Source organism: Actinosynnema sp. NPDC050436 (assembly GCF_040655415.1).
In the GTDB taxonomy this organism is placed as follows: domain Bacteria; phylum Actinomycetota; class Actinomycetes; order Mycobacteriales; family Pseudonocardiaceae; genus Actinosynnema.
The window spans coordinates 1-18,800 of record NZ_JBFAJV010000017.1 but is presented as its reverse complement, the minus strand read 5'-3'; the positions used below and the strand labels follow the sequence as shown (position 1 = coordinate 18,800).

The 18,800-nt window shown below is 73.1% G+C and carries 19 protein-coding genes; 6 read left to right on the top strand and 13 right to left on the bottom strand.

The annotated features are described in order from the left end of the window. Window positions 1-9: 9 nt before the first annotated feature. Genes AB0I60_RS31215 through AB0I60_RS31205 form a run of 3 tightly spaced genes read left to right on the top strand, consistent with a single transcriptional unit; the run spans window position 10 to window position 3,768 of the window. The gene (locus AB0I60_RS31215) at window positions 10-846 is read left to right on the top strand and encodes a cytochrome d ubiquinol oxidase subunit II (RefSeq protein WP_360736067.1); all 837 of its coding nucleotides are present in this window, start codon (window positions 10-12) and stop codon (window positions 844-846) included. Beyond that, window positions 833-2,323 (top strand): thiol reductant ABC exporter subunit CydD, encoded by a 1,491-nt coding sequence (gene cydD, locus AB0I60_RS31210; RefSeq protein ID WP_360736065.1) that lies wholly within the window; start codon window positions 833-835, stop codon window positions 2,321-2,323. The genes AB0I60_RS31215 and cydD overlap by 14 nt, the downstream gene beginning before the upstream one ends. Continuing rightward, window positions 2,320-3,768 carry an ATP-binding cassette domain-containing protein gene (locus tag AB0I60_RS31205; protein ID WP_360736062.1) on the top strand — a complete coding sequence of 483 codons (1,449 nt, stop codon included), beginning with the start codon at window positions 2,320-2,322 and terminating at the stop codon, window positions 3,766-3,768. The genes cydD and AB0I60_RS31205 overlap by 4 nt, the downstream gene beginning before the upstream one ends. Window positions 3,769-3,792: 24 nt before the next feature. Here the strand turns inward: AB0I60_RS31205 and folP are convergent, their stop codons facing one another. Further along, entirely contained in the window at window positions 3,793-4,662 is an 870-nt protein-coding gene (gene folP, locus AB0I60_RS31200) for a dihydropteroate synthase (protein WP_360736060.1), read from the bottom strand. 89 nt (window positions 4,663-4,751) lie between these two features. Here folP and AB0I60_RS31195 point away from each other — a divergent pair, with 89 nt between their 5' ends. Both AB0I60_RS31195 and AB0I60_RS31190 read left to right on the top strand, forming a co-directional pair. Next, window positions 4,752-6,275, top strand: coding sequence for a CocE/NonD family hydrolase (locus AB0I60_RS31195; RefSeq protein WP_360736057.1), 1,524 nt, complete (start codon window positions 4,752-4,754; stop codon window positions 6,273-6,275). A gap of 35 nt (window positions 6,276-6,310) precedes the next feature. Next, a complete protein-coding gene (locus AB0I60_RS31190; protein WP_360736055.1) occupies window positions 6,311-6,670 on the top strand; it encodes a DUF3224 domain-containing protein in 360 nt (119 codons plus the stop codon). A gap of 61 nt (window positions 6,671-6,731) precedes the next feature. Here AB0I60_RS31190 and AB0I60_RS31185 read toward each other — a convergent pair whose 3' ends face one another. Genes AB0I60_RS31185 through dapE form a run of 3 tightly spaced genes read right to left on the bottom strand, consistent with a single transcriptional unit; the run spans window position 6,732 to window position 9,125 of the window. Beyond that, the gene (locus tag AB0I60_RS31185; RefSeq protein ID WP_360736052.1) at window positions 6,732-7,283 is read right to left on the bottom strand and encodes a TIGR00730 family Rossman fold protein; all 552 of its coding nucleotides are present in this window, start codon (window positions 7,281-7,283) and stop codon (window positions 6,732-6,734) included. After that, on the bottom strand, window positions 7,265-8,035 hold the full coding sequence (locus AB0I60_RS31180) for a TIGR00730 family Rossman fold protein (RefSeq protein WP_360736049.1): 771 nt from the start codon (window positions 8,033-8,035) through the stop codon (window positions 7,265-7,267). Before AB0I60_RS31180 ends, AB0I60_RS31185 begins: the two co-directional genes overlap by 19 nt. Before the next feature lie 22 nt (window positions 8,036-8,057). Next, window positions 8,058-9,125, bottom strand: coding sequence for a succinyl-diaminopimelate desuccinylase (gene dapE, locus AB0I60_RS31175; protein ID WP_360736046.1), 1,068 nt, complete (start codon window positions 9,123-9,125; stop codon window positions 8,058-8,060). A 25-nt stretch (window positions 9,126-9,150) separates the two neighbouring features. Between dapE and dapD the strand changes: the two genes are divergently transcribed. Then, window positions 9,151-10,122 carry a 2,3,4,5-tetrahydropyridine-2,6-dicarboxylate N-succinyltransferase gene (dapD, locus tag AB0I60_RS31170; RefSeq protein ID WP_360736043.1) on the top strand — a complete coding sequence of 324 codons (972 nt, stop codon included), beginning with the start codon at window positions 9,151-9,153 and terminating at the stop codon, window positions 10,120-10,122. Window positions 10,123-10,156: 34 nt separating this feature from the next. Here the strand turns inward: dapD and dapC are convergent, their stop codons facing one another. The 9 genes from dapC to AB0I60_RS31125 all read right to left on the bottom strand — a co-directional run bounded on the left by dapC (window position 10,157) and on the right by AB0I60_RS31125 (window position 18,508). Then, window positions 10,157-11,239, bottom strand: a complete 1,083-nt coding sequence (gene dapC / locus AB0I60_RS31165) for a succinyldiaminopimelate transaminase (RefSeq protein WP_360736041.1) — start codon at window positions 11,237-11,239, stop codon at window positions 10,157-10,159. Then, complete coding sequence (gene fdxA, locus AB0I60_RS31160; RefSeq protein WP_033430540.1) at window positions 11,236-11,562, bottom strand: ferredoxin; 327 nt, start codon at window positions 11,560-11,562, stop codon at window positions 11,236-11,238. The genes dapC and fdxA overlap by 4 nt, the downstream gene beginning before the upstream one ends. A gap of 643 nt (window positions 11,563-12,205) precedes the next feature. Beyond that, window positions 12,206-13,045 (bottom strand): hypothetical protein, encoded by an 840-nt coding sequence (locus tag AB0I60_RS31155; protein ID WP_360736039.1) that lies wholly within the window; start codon window positions 13,043-13,045, stop codon window positions 12,206-12,208. Then, window positions 13,029-13,388, bottom strand: a complete 360-nt coding sequence (locus tag AB0I60_RS31150) for a hypothetical protein (RefSeq protein WP_360736349.1) — start codon at window positions 13,386-13,388, stop codon at window positions 13,029-13,031. The genes AB0I60_RS31155 and AB0I60_RS31150 overlap by 17 nt, the downstream gene beginning before the upstream one ends. Before the next feature lie 26 nt (window positions 13,389-13,414). Continuing rightward, window positions 13,415-14,251: an N-acetyl-1-D-myo-inositol-2-amino-2-deoxy-alpha-D-glucopyranoside deacetylase gene (mshB, locus tag AB0I60_RS31145; RefSeq protein WP_360736036.1), complete on the bottom strand. Its 837-nt coding sequence runs from the start codon at window positions 14,249-14,251 to the stop codon at window positions 13,415-13,417. Window positions 14,252-14,333: 82 nt separating this feature from the next. Next, the gene (locus AB0I60_RS31140) at window positions 14,334-15,389 is read right to left on the bottom strand and encodes a dipeptide ABC transporter ATP-binding protein (RefSeq protein WP_360736033.1); all 1,056 of its coding nucleotides are present in this window, start codon (window positions 15,387-15,389) and stop codon (window positions 14,334-14,336) included. Then, a complete protein-coding gene (locus AB0I60_RS31135) occupies window positions 15,386-16,546 on the bottom strand; it encodes an ABC transporter ATP-binding protein (protein ID WP_360736031.1) in 1,161 nt (386 codons plus the stop codon). Before AB0I60_RS31135 ends, AB0I60_RS31140 begins: the two co-directional genes overlap by 4 nt. A 14-nt stretch (window positions 16,547-16,560) precedes the next feature. Then, a complete protein-coding gene (locus AB0I60_RS31130) occupies window positions 16,561-17,508 on the bottom strand; it encodes an ABC transporter permease (RefSeq protein ID WP_360736346.1) in 948 nt (315 codons plus the stop codon). 1 nt (window position 17,509) lies between these two features. Further along, window positions 17,510-18,508 (bottom strand): ABC transporter permease, encoded by a 999-nt coding sequence (locus tag AB0I60_RS31125; protein WP_360736029.1) that lies wholly within the window; start codon window positions 18,506-18,508, stop codon window positions 17,510-17,512. Window positions 18,509-18,800 lie beyond the last annotated feature (292 nt).

The window sequence follows — 18,800 nt, the reverse complement described above, 5'->3', positions numbered from 1 at the left end:
GTTTCCGCTGTGGAAGGTGTGTGGGTCGCCCTGCTCGGGCTGCTGACGGCGGGGTACTTCGCGCTGGCGGGCGTCGACTACGGCGTCGCGCTGCTGTTCCGGGTGGTCGGCCGGGACGAGGTCGAGCGCTCGCGGGTGCTGGGCGCGATGACGCCGTTCCTCCTCGGCAACGAGGTGTGGCTGGTGGCGGCGGTCGGCGTGCTGTTCGGCGCTTTCCCGCGCTTGGAGGGGGAACTGCTGTCCGGTCACCACGGGGTGTTCGTCGTGGTCCTGGTGGGCCTGGTGGCGTTCACGGCCGCCGTCCAACTGCGCACGCACCCGTGGTGGGACGCGCCGCTGGTCGGTGGCGCGCTGGCGGTGTCGGCGGGGTGGGGCGTGCTGCTCGGTGACGTGCTCGGCGGGCCGGCGGTGCTGTGGGCGTTCGGGGTCCCGGTGCTGTTCCTGCTGCACGGCGCGGTGTTCCTGTCCTGGCGGCTGCGCGGACCGGTGCGGGAACGGGCGTCGCGGGCGGCCCGGGTGCTGGCCTGGCCGGCGGCCGGGTTCGTCGTCGCGGCGGTCGTGCTCAGCGGACCGGTCCGCGAACCGTGGTGCGGAGTGGGCGCGGTGCTCGGGGTGGCGTTGCCGCTGGCCGCGCGGGTGGTGACCCGCCGGCTCGCTTTCCTCTGCACGGCAACGGTGTGCGCCGTCCTCCCCGTGACGGTGTTCGGGGCGCAGGCGGTGGTGGACGTCGAGGCGATGGCGCACACGCCGACGCTGCGCGCGCTGGGCTGGGTGGCGCTGGTGGTGTTGCCGCTCGTCGGGCTCTTCCAGTGGGCGACGTGGTGGGTGGCCCGTGCGGCACGTTGACCGGCGGTACGTCGTCGTCCTGGTCCTGCTGGGCGTCGTGACGGCCGCTCTCGTGCTCGCCCAGGCGGAACTGCTCGCGTCCGTGCTGAGCGGCGGCGGCGGACTCGTGCCGCTGGGTGCCGTCGTCGCGGTGCGGGCCGGTGCGGTGTGGGCGGGAGGCGTTGTCACGCAACGGGAAGCCACCTCGCTCAAGGCCGCGTTGCGCAAGCGCGTGCTGCTCGACGCGCCCGGGTCGACCGGCGAGGTGACCACCCTGGTGGTCAAGGGCCTGGACGCCATCGAGCCCTACCTCGCGGGCTACCTGCCGCAACTGGTGGTGGCGGTGACCGTGCCCGTCGCGGTGCTGGTGCGGTTGGCGTTCGCGGACTGGGGCGCGGCGCTGACCATCGCGGCGACGCTGCCGCTGGTGCCGGTGTTCGCGGCGCTGGTCGGGGCGCACACCCGGGACCGGACGCGGCGGCAGTGGGCGGCGACGGCGGCGGTCGGCGGGCACTTCCTCGACGTGGTGCGGGGTTCGGCGACGCTGGCCCTGTTCGGGCGGGCCGCGGCGCAGGCGCGGACCGTGCGGGCGATGTCGCACGCGCACGCGTCGGAGACCCTGCGCGCGCTGCGGGTCGCGTTCCTCTCCGCCCTGGTGCTGGAGCTGGTCGCCACGCTGTCCGTGGCGCTGGTCGCGGTGCCGGTGGGGTTGCGGCTGCTGCACGGCGGCGTGGCGCTGGACGTGGCGCTGCTCGTGCTGCTGCTCGCGCCCGAGGCGTACCTGCCGCTGCGCGCCGCCGGGGCGCGGTTCCACGCCGGTGCGGAGGGGCTCGCCGTGCTGGAGCGGGCGTTCGCGGTCCCGGCCCGGGTGCGGCAGGTCCGGCGGCGGCCACCGGACCTGCGGGTGGCCGCCGTGGTGTGCGAGGGCGTCGAGGTCCGCTACCCGGGCCGGGACGCGCCCGCGCTGTCCGGCTTCGACCTGCGGATCGACCCCGGTGACCGGGTCGCGCTGGTCGGGCCGAGCGGCGGCGGCAAGAGCACCGCGCTGGCCGTGCTGCTGGGCGAGGTCGAGCCGACCTCGGGGCGGGTCCTGGTCGACGGGGTGGACCTGCGCGAGCTCGACCGCGCCGAGTGGCTGCGGCAGCTCGCGTGGGTGCCGCAGCGGCCGACGCTGTTCCCCGGCACGGTCGCCGAGAACATCGCGCTGGGCGCACCGGGCGCGGACGTGCGGGCGGCGGCGCGGGCCGTGGGGCTCGCCGACCTGCTCGACGCGCGGCACGCGCTGTCCTCGGGCGAGCGGCAGCGCGTCGCGGTGGCCCGTGCGCTGGTCCGGGACTCGGCGCGGGTGCTGCTGCTGGACGAGCCGACCTCGCGGCTGGACACCCGGACCGAGCGGACCGTGCTGCGGGCGCTGCGGGCGTGGGGCCGGACCGCACTGGTCGTGGCGCACCGGCCGGTGCTGCTGGGCGAGGTCGACCGGGTGGTGGAGGTCCGGTGAGCCGGCTGGTGCTCGCCGTGGTCGTCGGCGCGGCGGCGGAGCTGGCCGGGATCGGCCTGACCGCGACGGCCGTGTGGCTGGTGATGAGGGCCGCCGAGCAGCCGCCGGTGTCCGCGCTGGCGGTGGCGGTCGTGGCGGTGCGGGCGCTGGCGGTCGGCCGGGGCGGCCTGCGGTACGCGGAGCGGCTCGCCGGGCACGGCGCGGTGCTGCGGGCGATGGCCGACCTGCGCGGCCGGGTGTACGACGCGCTGGTGCGCCGGCCACCGGCCGGGGGCGACGCGCTGACCAGGCTGGTGTCCGACGTGGACGCCGTGCAGGACGCGGTGCTGCGGTGCCTGCTGCCGGCGTGCGCGGCGGCGGTGGTCGGGTCGGTGGTCGTGCCGGTGTCGGGCTTCGCCTGGCCGCTGGTCGTCGGGCTGCTCGTGGTCGGGCTGGTGCTGCCGACCGCCGCGTACCTCGCGGCGGCCCGGCACCTCCGCGCACTGGCACCGCTGCGCGCGGAGCTGGCCGACCACGTGGTGGCGCTGCGCGAGGGCGCGGCCGAGCTGACCGCTTTCGGCGCGGTGGACCGGGAACTGGCGAAGGCGGGCGCGGTGGTGGACGACCTGGCCGCACGCGAGCGGCGCGGCTCCCGGGCCACGTCGGCCCTGGCCGGGCTCGCCGTGGCCGCCCAGTTCGGCACCGCCCTGCTCCTGCTGGTCCGGGGCGAACCGGCGCACGCCGTGCTCGGCGCGGTGGCGGCCCTGGAGGTGGCCGTGCCGCTGACCACCGCCGCCCGGCGGTGGGCCGAGGTCCGGGGATCGCTCACCCGGCTCCGGCAGGCCCTCGCCACCCCGGCCGGGCCGGGTCCGCACGGGCCGGGTCCGGCGCCGGTCGAGGTGACCGCGCGGCGGACCGGGGTGGTCGGCCCGAGCGGGGCGGGCAAGAGCACCCTGCTGCGGGCCATCGCGGCGGCTGACCCGGGCCGGGCCAAGGGCGTGCTCGACAACGCGCACGTGTTCCACCGGACCGTGCGCGCCAACGTCCGGTTCGCGGCACCCGGTGCGTCGCAGGACGAGCTGGACCGCGTCGCCCGGATCGCCGACCTCGACGTCGACTGGGACACCGTCGTCGGCGAGCACGGTGCGGAGCTGTCCGGCGGCCAGCGGCAGCGCCTGCTGCTGGCCCGCGCCCTGCTCGCCGACCCGGAGGTGCTGCTGCTGGACGAGCCCGTCGAGGGGCTGTCGCCCGCGCACGGCGACGAGGTGCTGGCCAGGGTCCTGGAGGCCGCGCGCGGCCGGGTCGTGCTGGTCACGCACCGCCTGGCACCGCTGGCGGACTTCGACGAGGTCCTGGTGGTCGAGGACGGCCGGGTCACCGCGCGCGGCACGCCCGCCGAACTCGCCGCCACCCCCGGCTACTACCAGGACCGCCTGCACGCCGAGCAGCCCCGCGCCCACCGCTGACCCGCGACCGCCGGGACGGGTCGGTCAGGCCAGGGCGCGCAGGACCTTCGCGGGCGGGCGGGTGCCGGCGACGCTCGCCACCATCTCCACCACCTGGCGGGTCCGCCGGACCTGGTGCGCCCGGAACACCTTCGCGCCCAGCCACGCCGCCACGGACGTCGCGGCGAGGGTGCCGTCCACCCGGTCGTCCAGGTCCGCGCCCAGGGTCTCGCCGACGAAGTCCTTGTTGGACAGCGCCATCAGCACCGGCCACCCGGTGTCGACCAGCTCGGTCAGCCGGCGCAGCAGCTCCAGGCCGTGCCAGGTGTTCTTGCCGAAGTCGTGGGTCGGGTCGATCAGCACGCCCTCGCGCGGCACGCCCAGGGCGACCATCCGCTCCGCCCGCGCCACCAGCTCGGCCGCCACCGCCGCGACCACGTCGTCGTACCGCACCCGGTGCGGGTCGGTGCGCGGCGGCAGCCCCCCGGTGTGCGAGCAGACGATGCCGACGCCGAACTCGGCGGCGACCTCGGCGAGCGCCGGGTCCGCGCCCGCCCAGGTGTCGTTGATCAGGTCGGCCCCGGCCTCGCACGCCGCGCGCCCGACCTCGTGCCGCCAGGTGTCGACGCTGATCACCAGGGATGGGTGGCGCTCGCGGACGGCGGCCACGAACGGCACCACCCGGCGTGCCTCCTCGGCCGCGTCGACCGGCTCGCCCTTGGACCCGGCCTTCACGCCGCCGATGTCCACGATGTCGGCGCCCTCGGCGACCACCCGGTCGACGGCGGCCATCGCGGCGGCGTCGTCGAATGTGGCTCCCCGGTCGTAGAAGGAGTCCCGCGTCCGGTTGACGATCGCCATCACCAGGGCCCGATCCCGGGGCACGTCACGCTCGCCGAACCGCATGGCCCTCATCGTGCCACGTCCACGATCGGGTGAACTGCGCCACGAGCCGTTGCTACTCCGCAGTAGGTATCTGCTTTACTCCTCGGCACCATTCCACCGTGATCCGAATCACGATCTCCGAGGAGGATCGCGTGCGCCGGACGCTCATCCTGCTGCTCACCGCCGTGACGGCCCTGGTCCTGGCCCCGCCGGCCCAGGCCGCACCCGGTTTCACCGTCTCCTACGAGACCATCCCCGGCCAGGGCGGCACGCCGCTGCGGGCGTTCGTGGTCGAGCCGACCGGGCGGGGCAGCGGGCCGTTCCCGCTGCTCGTGCTGCCGTCGAGCTGGGGGGTGAGCGACATCGAGTACGTCGGCGCGGCGGCCGACCTCGCCTACCGGTCCGGCTACTCGGTGATCAGCTACACCAGCCGGGGCTTCCACGACTCGGCCGGCGAGGTCGACGTGGCGGGCCCGGACACCGTCGCCGACGTGAGCCGGGTGATCGACTGGGGCATCGCGCACGCGGCCGGCGACGCCACGAGGGTCGGCGTCGGCGGCATCTCCTACGGTGCCGGGCAGTCGCTGCTCGCCGCCGCCGCCGACCCCCGGGTCAAGGCCGTCGCCGCGCTGAGCACGTGGACCGACCTGGCCCGCTCGCTGTACCCGAACGAGACCGTCAGCACGCAGGCCGTGGAGCTGCTGCTCGCCCTCGGCCGGCTCACCGGCCGGCCCGGCCCGGTGCTCCGCGACGCCGAGTCCGCCTACCGGCAGGACCGGTTCGCCGACGTGCTGCCGATCTCGCCGCCGCGCTCCCCCGTCACGAACGTCGACGCGGTCAAGGCCGCCGTGCTGATCGGCAACGCCTGGAACGACGGCCTCTTCCCACCCGGTCAGGTGACGGACTTCTTCCAGCGGCTGACCGGCCCCAAGCGGCTGATGCTCTCCCCCGGCGACCACGCCACCGCCGAGGTGTTCGGCGCGGCCGGCCTGCCCAACGAGATCTGGAACTCGGTCGGCCGCTGGTTCGACCACCACCTCAAGGGCGTCGACAACGGCATCGACCGCGAGGCACCCGTGCAGCTCAAGCCGAACAACGGCGGCACCTGGCGGCCGTACGCGTCCTGGCCGGCGGTGACCCGCCGGACCGACACCGTCGCCCTGGCCGGCACCCGCATCGGCACCGGGTGGCCGACCGTCGCGGAGAGCGGCGCGGTCCTGGTGTCCGGCGCGTTGCAGGGCTTCCTGGCGATCCCGACCGCCGTCGCCACACCGCTGGTCGACCGGAGCGCGGCGGCCGTGTGGCGCGGGCCCGCGCAGCGGAGCCGCACGACCGTCGCCGGCACGCCCCGCGCGCACCTCACCGTCACCACGACCGCTGCCCGGACCAGCCTGTTCGCCTACCTCTACGAGGTGGACCCGCTCGGCCTCGGCGCCCTGGTCACGCACAAGCCGGTCACGCTGACCGGCACCGGCACCCGCGCGCTGGACCTCGACCTGGAGCCGACCCTGTGGGACGTGGCGGCCGGCAACCGGTTGGTGCTGGTCGTGGACACCGTCGACCTGCGCTACGGCGGGAAGAGCACCTTGGGCTCCACCGTCACCTTCGGGGGTGACTCCCGGCTGGAGGTCCCGCAAAGCTGACAGCAGCCGGCAGGTTCCCGTGCGAGGCTCCCCGCATGGAATCGAAGTTCACCATCACCCGCTGGGACGACGCGGACCGCGCCGGGTCCGAGTTCGGCCACGTCCTGGTCGACAAGACCTACACCGGGCCCATGGAGGGCACGAGCACGGCCGAGCTCACCACCTGCCAACCGGCGGAGGGCTCGGCCGGCTACGTCGCCGTCGAGAAGTTCGAGGGCCTGCTGGAGGGCCGCGCGGGCACGTTCGTGTTCCAGCACGCCGGGATCGTCTCGCCCGCCGGCCAGCAGAACTACGGCGCGGTCGTCCCCGGCTCGGGCACCGGCGAGCTGGCCGGCCTCACCGGTGAGGTGAGGATGGAGCACGAGTTGATCACCCTGGACTACCGCCTCGGCTGACCGGCGCGGGACGCCGATGTGGGATCGGGCGGCGCGGAGCCGGGCCGCCCGACCACCCGGCTCAGCCGGCGCAGGCGTCCAGCGCCGCGCCCACGTCGTCGGTCACCACCAGCAGGTCCAGCGCGAACTGCGAGACGAACCCGCGGTCGCGCAGCTCCGCCAACCACGTCAGCAGCCCCGCGTAGTGACCGTCCACGTCCAGCAGCACGACGGGCTTGGCGTGCATCGCCAGCACCCGCGCCGTCCACACCTCGAACAGCTCCTCGGCCGTGCCGATGCCGCCCGGCAGCGCCAGGAACGCGTCCCCGTGCGCCTCCATCAGCGCCTTGCGGTCCCGCATGGTCTCCACGCGCAGCAGGTCGTCCGCGTCCTCGTCGGCCCACTCCCGGTCCACCAGGGCGTGCGGGATGACGCCCGTGGTGCGCGCCCCGCCCTTGCGCGCGGCCTCGGCGACCGCGCCCATCATCGACGTCCGACCGCCGCCCCACACCAGCTCCCAGCCCCGCCGGGCGATCTCCCCGCCGACCTCGGCCGCCAGCTCCAGGTAGGACTCCGGGACGCCGCGCCGCGATCCGCAGTAGACGGTGACGGCGGTCAATGCGCGTCCGCCCACGCCTGGTGCGCCTCCTGGACCACCCGCACGGCGTCGTCGATGTCGTCGGTCAGGTGCAGCAGCGAGAGGTCCTTGTCCCCGACCTTGCCGCCGGTCATCACCGAGTCCTTGACCCAGTCGTACAGGCCCTGCCAGTAGTCCTTGCCGAACAGCACCACCGGGAACTTGGTGACCTTCTTGGTCTGCACCAGGGTCAGCGCCTCGAACAGCTCGTCCAGGGTGCCGAACCCGCCGGGCAGGCAGATGAACGCCTGCGAGTACTTGATGAACATGGTCTTGCGGACGAAGAAGTAGCGGAAGTTCACGCCGAGGTCGACCCACGGGTTCAGGCCCTGCTCGAACGGCAGCTCGATGCCCAGCCCCACGGAGAAGCCGCCCGCCTCGGAGCAGCCCCGGTTGACCGCCTCCATCGCGCCCGGCCCGCCGCCGGTGATCACCGCGAACCCGGCCTCGGCCAGCGCGCCGCCGAGCTTGCGCCCCACCTCGTACTCGGGGTGGTCGCGGCCGGTGCGGGCGGAGCCGAACACGGTGACCGCGCTGGGCACCTCGGCCAGCGCGCCGAAGCCCTCGACGAACTCCGCCTGGATGCGCAGCACCCGCCAGGGGTCGGTGTGCACCCAGTCCGTCGGGCCGCGCGAGTCGAGCAGGCGCTGGTCGGTCGTGGTCAGCTCCTCGCGGCGACCTCGGCGCAGGACGACAGGTCCGCGCTGCTTCTCCTTGGGGTGCTCGTCGACGCCGTTCTGGTCGCTCATTGGCGCGAGTCTATCCCCGCGATCAGTCCTCGTTGAGGAAGCGGTGCAACACTTCGCGGCACTGTCGGATCTGGTTCACCGGGACGTTCTCCTGCTGCGTGTGCGCCAGCGTCGGGTCGCCCGGCCCGAAGTTCACCGCCGGCATCCCGAGCGCGGCGAACCGGGCCACGTCGGTCCAGCCCAGCTTGCCCACCGGGGTGCCGCCGGCGGCCCGCAGCAGCTCCCGCGCGGCGTCCGCGCCCAGTCCCGGCAGCGCGCCGGCGGCGAAGTCGGTGACGGTCAGCTCGTAGCCCTCGAACACCTCGCGCAGGTGCTGCTCGGCCTGCTCCGGCGTGCGGTCCGGCGCGAACCGGTGGTTGACCGCGAGCACGCACTCGTCCGGTACGACGTTCCCGGCGACACCGCCCGCGATCCGCACCGCCTGGAGGCCCTCGCGGTAGACGCAGCCGTCGATGTCCACGGTCCGCGCCTCGTAGGACTCCAGCTTGCGCAGGGCCTCGCCGACCGCGTGGATCGCGTTCACGCCCATCCAGCCGCGCGCGGTGTGCGCCCGCACGCCGGACGTCCGCAGCTCGACCCGCATGGTGCCCTGGCAGCCCGCCTCGACGGCGGCGTTCGACGGCTCGCACACGATCGCCAGGTCCGCGTCCAGCCAGGGGCGCAGCTCCCGCTCGATCCGGCCCAGGCCGTTGCGGGACGCCTCGACCTCCTCGCAGTCGTAGAACACGAAGGTCAGGTCGCGCCGGGGGCGGTCGACGGTCGCGGCGAGGTTCAGCATCACCGCGTCACCGCCCTTCATGTCGCACGTGCCGAGGCCGTGCAGCACCCCGTCGACCAGCCGGGAGGGCAGGTTGTCGTTGACCGGCACGGTGTCCAGGTGCCCGGCGAGGATCACCCGGCCGGGCAGCCCGAGGTTCGTGCGGGCGAGCACCGAGTTGCCGGACCGGACCACCTCCAGCCCGGTCTGGGCGCGCAGCGAGCGCTCCACCAGGTCGGCGAGTTCGGCCTCGTCGCCGGAGACGCTGGGCACGTCGACCAGCGCGGCGGTCAGCTCGACGGGGTCGGAGGCGAGGTGCAAGGTGTCGGCCACGCCCGGCACGTTACCGTTCAGACCCGTGAGCACCGCAAACCCCACCGGCGCGTACGGCGTCGGCCTCGCCACCGTCACCTCCACCGGAGCCGTGCTGGACACCTGGTTCCCGTCGCCCCGGCTGGGCGACGCGGAGGCGGGCACGGTCCGCCTGTCCGCCGCCGAGGTCGCGGCCGAGCTGGGCGAGGCCGCCGCCCGGCAGCTCGGCACCGACGCCGACCGCGACGTCGAGGTGGTGGGCGTCCGGGTGGGCATCGCCGCGCTCGACACCCCGCCCGCCGACACCTACGACGTCTACCTGCGCCTGCACCTGCTGTCGTCCCGGCTGGTCCGCCCGCACGGGCTGAGCCTGGACGGCGTGTTCGGCCTGCTGAACAACGTCGTGTGGACCAACCACGGCCCGTGCGCCGTGGAGGGCTTCGAGGAGACCCGCGCGAACCTGCGCGCACGCGGCCCGGTGACCGTCTACGGGGTGGACAAGTTCCCCCGGATGGTGGACTACGTGGTTCCCGGCGGCGTCCGGATCGCCGACGCGGACCGGGTGCGGCTGGGCGCGCACCTGGCGGCCGGCACGACGGTGATGCACGAGGGCTTCGTGAACTTCAACGCCGGGACGCTCGGCGCGTCCATGGTGGAGGGCCGCATCTCGGCCGGCGTGGTCGTGGGCGACGGCTCGGACATCGGCGGCGGCGCGTCGGTGATGGGCACCCTGTCCGGCGGCGGCAAGCAGGTCATCTCCATCGGAGAGCGCTGCCTGGTCGGCGCGAACGGCGGCGTGGGCATCTCGCTGGGCGACGACACCGTGGTGGAGGCCGGGCTCTACGTCACGGCGGGCACCAAGGTGACCGCCGAGGACGGCACGACCGTGAAGGCGGCGACCCTGTCGGGCGTGCCGAACCTGCTGTTCCTCCGCGACTCGACCACCGGCGTGATCAAGGTGAAGGCCCGCAAGGGCACCGGCGTGGAGCTGAACGCCGCGCTGCACTCGAACGACTGACGCCCGCGCCGGGCGGGGTCCGCCCCGCCCGGTGTCAGGCGAGGCGCTCGACGGCGGTGGCGACCCGCTCGTCCGCGGCCGTCAGCGCGATCCGCACGTGCCGGTCGCCGGCGGGCCCGTAGAACGTGCCCGGAGCGGCGAGGATGCCGCGCTCGGCGAGCCACCCCACCGTGTCCCAGGCGTCCTCGTCCCGGGTCGACCACAGGTAGAGCCCGGCCTCGGAGTGGTCGACCGCGAAGCCGGCGGCCTTCAGCGCGGGCAGCAGCAGCTCCCGCCGACGCCCGTAGCGGTCCCGCTGGGCCGCCACGTGCTCGTCGTCGCCCAACGCCGCCGTGATCGCCGCCTGCACCGGCCGGGGCACGATCATCCCGGCGTGCTTGCGCACCTCCAGCAGCGCCGCCACCAGCTTCGGGTCGCCGGTGACGAACCCGGCGCGGTACCCGGCGAGGCTGGACGACTTGGACAGCGAGTGCACCGCGAGCAGCCCGTCCAGCGAGCCGCCGCGCACCTCGTCGCGCAGCACGGAGACCGGCGACGCCTCCCACGGCAGCGCGAGGTAGCACTCGTCCGACGCGACCACCGCGCCGACCGCGCGGGCGTCCGCCACGGCCTGCGCCAGCTCCCGCGCCGACTGGACCCGGCCGGTCGGGTTCGACGGCGAGTTCAGCCACACCAGCCTGGTGCCGTCGGGCGGCGGTTCACCGTCCGCCAGCCGTGCCACGGTCGCGCCGGCCAGCCGCGCGCCGACCTCGTAGGTCGGGTAGGCCAGGGCCGGGATCGCCACCACGTCGCCGGGGCCGAGGCCGAGGAGGGTGGGCAGCCAGGCGACCAGCTCCTTGGAGCCGATGGTCGGCAGCACGGCCGCCGGGTCGAGCCCGTGCACGCCGTGCCGCCGGGCCAGCGCGCCGACGACTGCCTCGCGGAGTGCCGGCGTGCCGTGCGTGGTCGGGTAGCCCGGTTCGGCGGCGACCGACGACAGGGCGGCCTGGACGACCTCCGGCACCGGGTCGACCGGCGTGCCCACGGACAGGTCGACCACGCCACCGGGGTGCGCGCGCGCCGTGGCGGCGTGGTCGGCCAGTGCGTCCCAGGGGAAGTCCGGGAGCCGCTTGGTCACTCGTGCGACGCCTGCGGCGGGAGAGCCTTCACGAAGGCCGGGTCCGCGCTGACCTTGCCCACCTTGGACGCGCCGCCCGGGGAGCCGAGCTCGTCGAAGAAGTCCACGTTCGCCTTCGTGTACTCCTTCCACTCGTCCGGGACGTCGTCCTCGTAGTAGATGGCCTCGACGGGGCACACCGGCTCACAAGCACCGCAGTCGACGCACTCATCCGGGTGGATGTAGAGCATCCGGTCGCCTTCGTAGATGCAGTCGACGGGGCACTCTTCGATGCACGCCTTGTCGAGCACGTCCACGCACGGCTGGGCGATCACATAGGTCACTGCTGCTCTCCTGCTCTTGTCCTGGTCCACACCGCGCAAGCCGGAGAGTACGCGGCGAGTCCGATTGTCCACCGGTCAGGCTTGCCTTATCCGCTCCGTGCTCCACCTCACAGGACGTCGCCCACCAGGGCGGAGGACGATGCCGGGGCGGATCGGGGCGGCGGGTCGGAGCCGTCCTTCGCAGGCGTCCGGCCGGCGTCGCGGGACGTGCGTGCGGCGGGCGGTGGCCGCGTGCCGGCGGCGGTTCGCCCGGAGGTGCACACAGCGCCCTGACCACGGTTTCCGCCGGACAACCGGTGCGCTGGGGGCGATGCGGGTGGGTGTTCTCGCGGCCCGTTCCGGCGTTGCGCCGACCGCGCACGGGGCCGTGTGGTCGCCCTCGGAGGAGGCGGTCGCGGTCGTCGGAGGCCGGGTCGGCGGGGGCTCGTCGGGCGGTGCGGAGCCCGTGGTGCCGACCGGTCGACCGGGATCCTTCGCCACCCCGAAGCCCGCCGGCGTGGACGTTCCGGGGGTCCGGGCGTCCGCATGGTGGGAACCCGAAACCCGCGACAACCCACCGAGCACCTGACGGCATGTAGTGGGTAGAGGCCCCGGGGGCGGGCGGATGCGGTCAGGTCGGAGGGGGTGGGTCGGGGTGCGGGCGCTACTCGGCGGGTGGTTCGGAGTCGGTCGGCGGTTCAGGGACAGCGGACGTGCCCTGCTCGGTGGACGGGGTTGGTTCGGTCGGTGGGTGCAGTGCGGGTTTCGGCGTCGGTGGTGGTTGGGAGGCGAACCACTCGTAGGCCGCCGTCCGCACGCGGCGCAGGGCCGAGCGCTCCCCCAGGTAGTCGCCCACCACGCCGACCACCGGCAGCATCCCCAGCGCCTGGTGGTAGAAGCGGCCGTGGGGGCGCTTGTCCAGCTCGTCCTCCAGGCTCCACAGCACCTTCGCCAGCTTCCACACCGTGCGGCCGATCGCGCGCAGGGTCGAGCGGTGCCCCAGCTCCGCGGTCAGCTGCTCGGTGTCCTCGTCCTCCGCCCGCGCGTCCACCGGCAGGCCGTCCACCTCGCGCTGGAACAGCACGTGCGCCAGCAGCCGCACCCGGGCCTCGGTGGTCGTGTGCCCGTGCTCGCCCGCCATCGCCGACAGCAGCAGGCCCTGCCCGGCCGCGCCCAGCGCCGACTGGATCGGCAACCGGTCGGCCAGGGCGCCGCCGACGCCCGGCAGCGCCGCGAGCAGCGACAGCAGCCGCCCCACCCGGTTGAGCCACCAGGTGTCGCGCTGCTCGACCGACATCCCGGCCCACGCGGCGGTCCCGGGCACCTTCACCTTGGCGAGCTGGTCCCACAGCCGTTCCACGAGCTGCCGGTCCGCGCCGTGCTCCGCCGAGCGGTCGCGCAGGCCCAGCAGGTTGGCCTCGCGGAGGGTGTCCAGCAGCGGCCCGGTCGCCCGCACGAACGGCCGCAGCGCCCGGACCACGTCCCGGTCAGTGATCGCCGGCACGGGCCGCCCTCCCCAGGAACGCGCCCAGCGCCATCGCGCCCGGCAGTGCGCCGCCCGCGAACAGCAGCAGCGTCCGCCAGTCGCCGAGCAGCACCGTGCTCCCGGTCGGCCCGAACAGGCCGAAGTACAGCAGCGTGCCGAACCACACCAGCAGCGGCGCGGCGGCGGCGAGCGCGCCGTCCGCGTACCGGGAGGCCAGCACGACCAGCAGCGGGGTGGTGACGACGGCGAGCAGGATCGTCACCGGGAACTGGTAGTCGGCGACCTTGGGCAACAGCGTCCCGTCGAGGCGCAGCGGCAGGTAGAACAGCTCCAGCACCGCCAGCACGAACGCCTCGACCATCAGGACGCCGATGGCCACCCGCCGCCTCAATCCAACCCCCCGAACAGGTCCGCTTCCGCCCCGTCCGCCGAGCCCCGCGCGAGCACGTAGTACTCGGCCGGCACGACGGGCTGGGCGATGCCGTTGGACAGGGCGTACGCCGCGCGGGGGCCGTCCTGCCACACGCTGACCTGGGTCGAGTGCGCGCGCAGCGCCCGCAGCTTGGCGACCAGGTGCTCGGACACGTCGACGGCGGTGGTGATCCCGTCGTCGTCGGTGACCGGCAGCTCGCCGGGCTCGGGCAGCCGCCACGGCAGGTCGTCCCAGGTCGCCAGTTCCGCCGCGCCCCGGTCGGTGGCCGACCGGGAGGTGACCGCGTGGAACACCCGGTCCACGTCGCCGGCCGCCGCCGTGGTGATCTCGTGCGCCCGGATGTGGTCCGGGTGGCCGTACCCGCCGAACGCGTCGTAGGTGACGACGACCTGTGGCCTCACCGACGCGATGATGGCGGACAGCTCGGCGGCCTGCTCGTCGAGCGAGCCCCGGGAGAAGGCGCGCGGGTGGTCGTTCGCGGGCACGCCGGCCATCCCCGAGTCGCGCCAGCGGCCGATGCCGCCCAGGAAGCGGTGGTCGGTCACGCCCAGCGCGGCGCACGCGGACCTCAGCTCGGCGACCCGGTAGCCGCCCAGCTGGTCGGCCGCGCCGGCGGCCAGTTCGCTCAGTGCGGGCGGGATGATCTCGCCCTCCTCGCCGAGGGTGCAGGTGACCACGGTGACGTGCACCCCGTTCGCCGCGTAGCGGGCGATGGTGCCGCCCGTCCACAGGCTCTCGTCGTCGGGGTGTGCGTGTACCAGCAGCAGCCGTGGTGGAGCAGTCAGCGTCACCGGATCAGCGTAGAGACCTGGTCCGACAACGACGTCGGGGCCACCGCGAAAGCGGTGACCCCGACGTGTCGGCACGACCCGGTCAGCCGACCAGGGAGCGGACCTCGGCGAAGTGGCACGCCGACAGCGTGCCCAGGCCGTCGCCGCGCGCCTCCAGCTTCGGCTCCTCGACGGCGCAGATGTCCTGCGCCTTCCAGCAGCGCGTGCGGAAGCGGCAGCCCGAGGGCGGGTTCACCGGGGACGGCACGTCGCCGGTGAGCACGATCCGCTGGCGGCGGCGCTCCAGCTTGGGGTCGGGCACCGGCACGGCGGACAGCAGCGCCTGCGTGTACGGGTGCATCGGCCGGGCGTAGATGTCCTCGCGCTCACCGAGTTCGATGATCTTGCCGAGGTACATCACGGCGACCCGGTCGGAGATGTGCCGCACCACGGACAGGTCGTGCGCCACGAACAGGTAGGCCAGGCCCAACCGCTCCTGGAGCTCTTCGAGCAGGTTGACCACGCCCGCCTGCACCGAGACGTCCAGCGCGGACACCGGCTCGTCGAGCACGATGAGCTTCGGGTTCAGCGCCAGCGCGCGGGCGATGCCGATGCGCTGCCGCTGGCCGCCGGAGAACTCGTGGGCGTACCGGTTGCGGTGCTCGGGGTTGAGGCCCACGAGCTCCATCAGCTCGTTCACCCGGTGCTGGACGTCCTGGCCGTCCTCCGTGCCGTGGATCTTGAACGGCTCGGAGATCAGCTCGTTGATCTGCCAGCGCGGGTTGAGCGAGGCGTACGGGTCCTGGAACACGATCTGCATGTCCCGGCGCACGCCGCGCAGGCTCTTGCCGCCGAGCTTGGTCAGCTCCTTGCCCTGGAACTTCACCGAGCCGGACGTCGGCTTGTGCAGCTGGAGGATGGCGCGGCCGGTCGTGGACTTGCCGCAACCGGACTCGCCGACCAGGCCGAGCGTCTCGCCGGCCCGCAGGTCGAACGTGACGCCGGACACCGCCTGCACCTGGCCGACCGTGCGCGGGATGATGCCGCCGCCGCGCACCGGGAAGGACTTGACCAGGTCCTTGACCTCCAGCAGCGGTGCGCCGCCGTCCCCGGCCGGGGTACCGCCGGCCCGGGGGCCGGTCTGTGTGGTGGTGGTCATGAGGTCCGGTTCTCCTCTTCGTGCAGCCGCGCCTCCACGGCGCCGAGGTCCTCGGCGACGGGGATGTCCGGGTTGGCCATGGTGAGCGACGCGGGGTTCTCGACCACGCCGATCTCCTCGGTCGCGAACAGCCGCTGCGGGTGCTCGATGGTGGCGAGGTGCGCCGAGCGGTGGCAGCGCGCGAAGTGGCCGTGCCGGTCGGTCTCCAGCAGCAGCGGCTCGGTCTCGCGGCACTCGTCGACGACGAGCGGGCACCGGGGCGAGAACGAACAGCCCTTCGGCAGGTTCATCAGCGAGGGAGGCGCACCCTTGATCGGGGTGAGCCGCTTGCCCAGCAGCTGCGGGTTCGGGATCGACCCGAGCAGGCCCACGGTGTAGGGCATCCGCTGGGCTTCGAAGACCTCGTCCACGCCGCCCTGCTCGACCACCGTGCCGCCGTACATGACCTGCACGCGGTCCACCATGCCCGCCACGACGCCGAGGTCGTGGGTGATGATCATGATGCCCGCGCTCGTCTCGTCCCGGATGCGCAGCAGCGTGTCCAGGATCTGCGCCTGCACGGTCACGTCCAGCGCCGTGGTCGGCTCGTCCGCGATGATCACGTCCGGGTCGTTGATGATCGCCATGGCGATCATCGCGCGCTGCCGCATACCGCCGGAGAACTCGTGCGGGTACTGCGCCGCACGGCGGTCCGGCTGCGGGATGCCGACCAGTTCGAGCGATTCGACGGCCTTGGCGAACGCCGCCTTCTTCGACACGTCGTGGTGCGCCAGGTACGCCTCGGCGAGCTGCCACCCCACCGTGTACACGGGGTTCAGCGAGGTCATCGGGTCCTGGAAGATCATCGAGATGCCGTTGCCGCGCACCGGCTGCATCTGCTTGTAGCTCAGGCCCACCAGCTCGCGGCCCTTGAACCGGATCGAGCCGCCGATCTGGGCGGTCTTGGGCAGCAGGCCCATGATCGCCATCGACGACACGGACTTGCCGGAGCCGGACTCGCCGACGATGCCGAGGACCTCGCCCTTGCCGAGCGAGAACGACACGTCGCGCACCGCGTGCACCACGCCGTCGTCGGTGGGGAAGTCCACCGACAGGTTCTCGACCTTGATCAGCTTGTCGCTGCCCCCGCGCTCGGTGGCGGACTCGGGTTCGTTCATGACATCCACCCCACTCATGCCTTCACCCTCTTCTGCCTCGGGTCGAAGGCGTCCCGAAGACCGTCGCCGATGAAGTTGACCGACAGCGAGATCAGCACGATGAACACGAACGTGGCCAGGAACAGCCACGGGTGCAGCGTGAGCTCGTTCTTGTTCTGGCTGATCATGAGGCCGAGCGAGGTGTCCGGGGACTGGACGCCGAGGCCGATGAACGACAGCGCGGCCTCCAGCAGCACCGCCTGGGCGATGGCCAGCGTCGCGTTGACGATGATGACGTCGACGGTGTTGGGCAGGATGTGCCGGAACACGATCCGGAACGTGGACGCGCCCAGCGCGCGGGCGGCCTCCACGAACTCCTTCTCGCGCAGCGAGAGCACCATGCCCCGGATGACGCGGGCGATCGACAGCCAGCCGATGAGGCCCAGGTAGAGGGCCACGATCATCCAGTTGGACGAGCCGCCGTTGCCGGCCACCGAGACGACGAAGCTGTTGCGCACCAGCACGGCCGCGATGACCAGGCTGGGGATGACCAGCAGCAGGTCGATGAACCGGCTGATGACGGTGTCGACCCAGCCCTTGAGGTAGCCGGCCAGCGCGCCGAGCACCACGCCGATCACGGTGGACAGCACGGCCACCACGAGGGCGATCTGGAGGGAGAACTGGGTGCCCCGGATGAGCTGGGCGACCATGTCGCCGCCGAGCCGGTCGGTGCCGAAGGGGTGGTCCAGGCTGGGCGGCAGGTACCGCTTGAAGCTCAGGTCCGTGTAGGAGTACTTCCAGATCGCGCCGCCGAGGAACGCGAACAGCGCGAGGATGACGAACAGCACCAGCCCGAACACGGCGGCCTTGTGCCGGAGGAACCGGCGCAGGATGACGGTGGACTGCTTGCGGGCGGCGGTGCTGTCGAACTGGCTCGCCTCGCCCGAGGTGGGCGCGGGTGCCTGCGCCACGGGGGAACCCATCTCAGTCAAGGCGGATCCTCGGGTCCAGGACCGCGTACATGATGTCCGCGATCAGGTTGAACACGATGATGAACACGGCGGTCACCATCATGAATCCGAGCACCTGGTAGGGCTCGATCTTCGTGATGGCCTCGATCAGGAACTTGCCCATTCCCGACCAGCCGAAGACCGTTTCGGTGATGACCGCACCACCGAACTGGGCACCGATGTTCAGCGAGGACACCGTGACGATCGGGATGAGCGCGTTGCGGAACGCGTGGCGGAAGATCGCGCGGCCCTCGGAGACGCCCTTCGCCTGTGCGGTGCGCACGTAGTCGGCGTTGAGGGTGTCCAGCATCGAGGCCCGCTGGAAGCGGCTGTACAGCGCGAACTGAATGGCCACCAGACAGATCGTCGGGAGGATGAACGCGCCGGAGTACTGGTAGATCTGCTCGCCGATGTTGCCCTTGAACCCGTCACCGGGCGGACCGGCCATGGTCAACCAGCGGCCCGCGCCGATCGACTCCAGCCAGTCGTTGAACTTGATGCCGCCCGCCTTGATGATGAGCGCCACGCAGAACAGCGGCATGGAGAACATCGCGAAGGCTATGCCCGTCGCCGTGTAGTCGAATATCGAATACTGTCTGACCGCGCCGATGACGCCCACGGCCATACCGAGCACCAGCGCGACGATCTCCGCGATCAAGATCAGCCGCAGGGTGATGCCGAAGGCCGTGATCAGCTCTTCCTTGACCGGCTTGCCCGCGTTGCCGGGAACGACCGACTCGCCCCAGTCGCCGGTCACGAAGTCGCCCGCCCAGTTGGCGTAGCGCTCGAAGAACGGCTTGTTGTAGCCGGTCCGCTCGTAGGCGGCGGTGATCTCCGCCTGGGTGCGGGGCTTCTGCAGCTTCCACTCGCCCAGGGGGTCACCCATGGCGTTGACGAGCCCGAAGCAGAGGAATGAAGCGACGATCAGCAGCGGAATCGAGATCAACAACCGCCGGATTATGTAACGGAACATGACAAGTCTCTAGTCTCCCTAGGCGCCCCCGCCGTCAAGCGGGCCAGCCTACCCGACGCGGACACCGTCCGGGGGGCCGGTGCTTGTGGCACCGGCCCCCCGGTCGATTCAATCAGTTTGGCGTCGCGAGCTGGTGGCAGCTCGACTTACTTCTTGATCTGCCAGGCGTACAGGTTCCAGGTCACGCCACCACCCACGCCGATGTAGGAAATCGGCGAGATGTCCGCCGTGCTGGCGGCGAAGTCGGTGAGCTGGAACAGCGGGACGCTGTGCAGGTCGTTGCGCATCTCCT

Coding starts and splice junctions, on each gene's coding strand:
- AB0I60_RS31135 (WP_360736031.1), bottom strand. CDS start 16,546: ATGAACGAACCCGAGTCCGCCACCGAGCGCGGGGGCAGCGACAAGCTG.
- AB0I60_RS31125 (WP_360736029.1), bottom strand. CDS start 18,508: ATGTTCCGTTACATAATCCGGCGGTTGTTGATCTCGATTCCGCTGCTG.
- folP (WP_360736060.1), bottom strand. CDS start 4,662: ATGAGGGCCATGCGGTTCGGCGAGCGTGACGTGCCCCGGGATCGGGCC.
- AB0I60_RS31180 (WP_360736049.1), bottom strand. CDS start 8,035: ATGAGCGACCAGAACGGCGTCGACGAGCACCCCAAGGAGAAGCAGCGC.
- AB0I60_RS31140 (WP_360736033.1), bottom strand. CDS start 15,389: ATGACCACCACCACACAGACCGGCCCCCGGGCCGGCGGTACCCCGGCC.
- AB0I60_RS31130 (WP_360736346.1), bottom strand. CDS start 17,508: ATGGGTTCCCCCGTGGCGCAGGCACCCGCGCCCACCTCGGGCGAGGCG.
- AB0I60_RS31190 (WP_360736055.1), top strand. CDS start 6,311: ATGGAATCGAAGTTCACCATCACCCGCTGGGACGACGCGGACCGCGCC.
- AB0I60_RS31150 (WP_360736349.1), bottom strand. CDS start 13,388: ATGGTCGAGGCGTTCGTGCTGGCGGTGCTGGAGCTGTTCTACCTGCCG.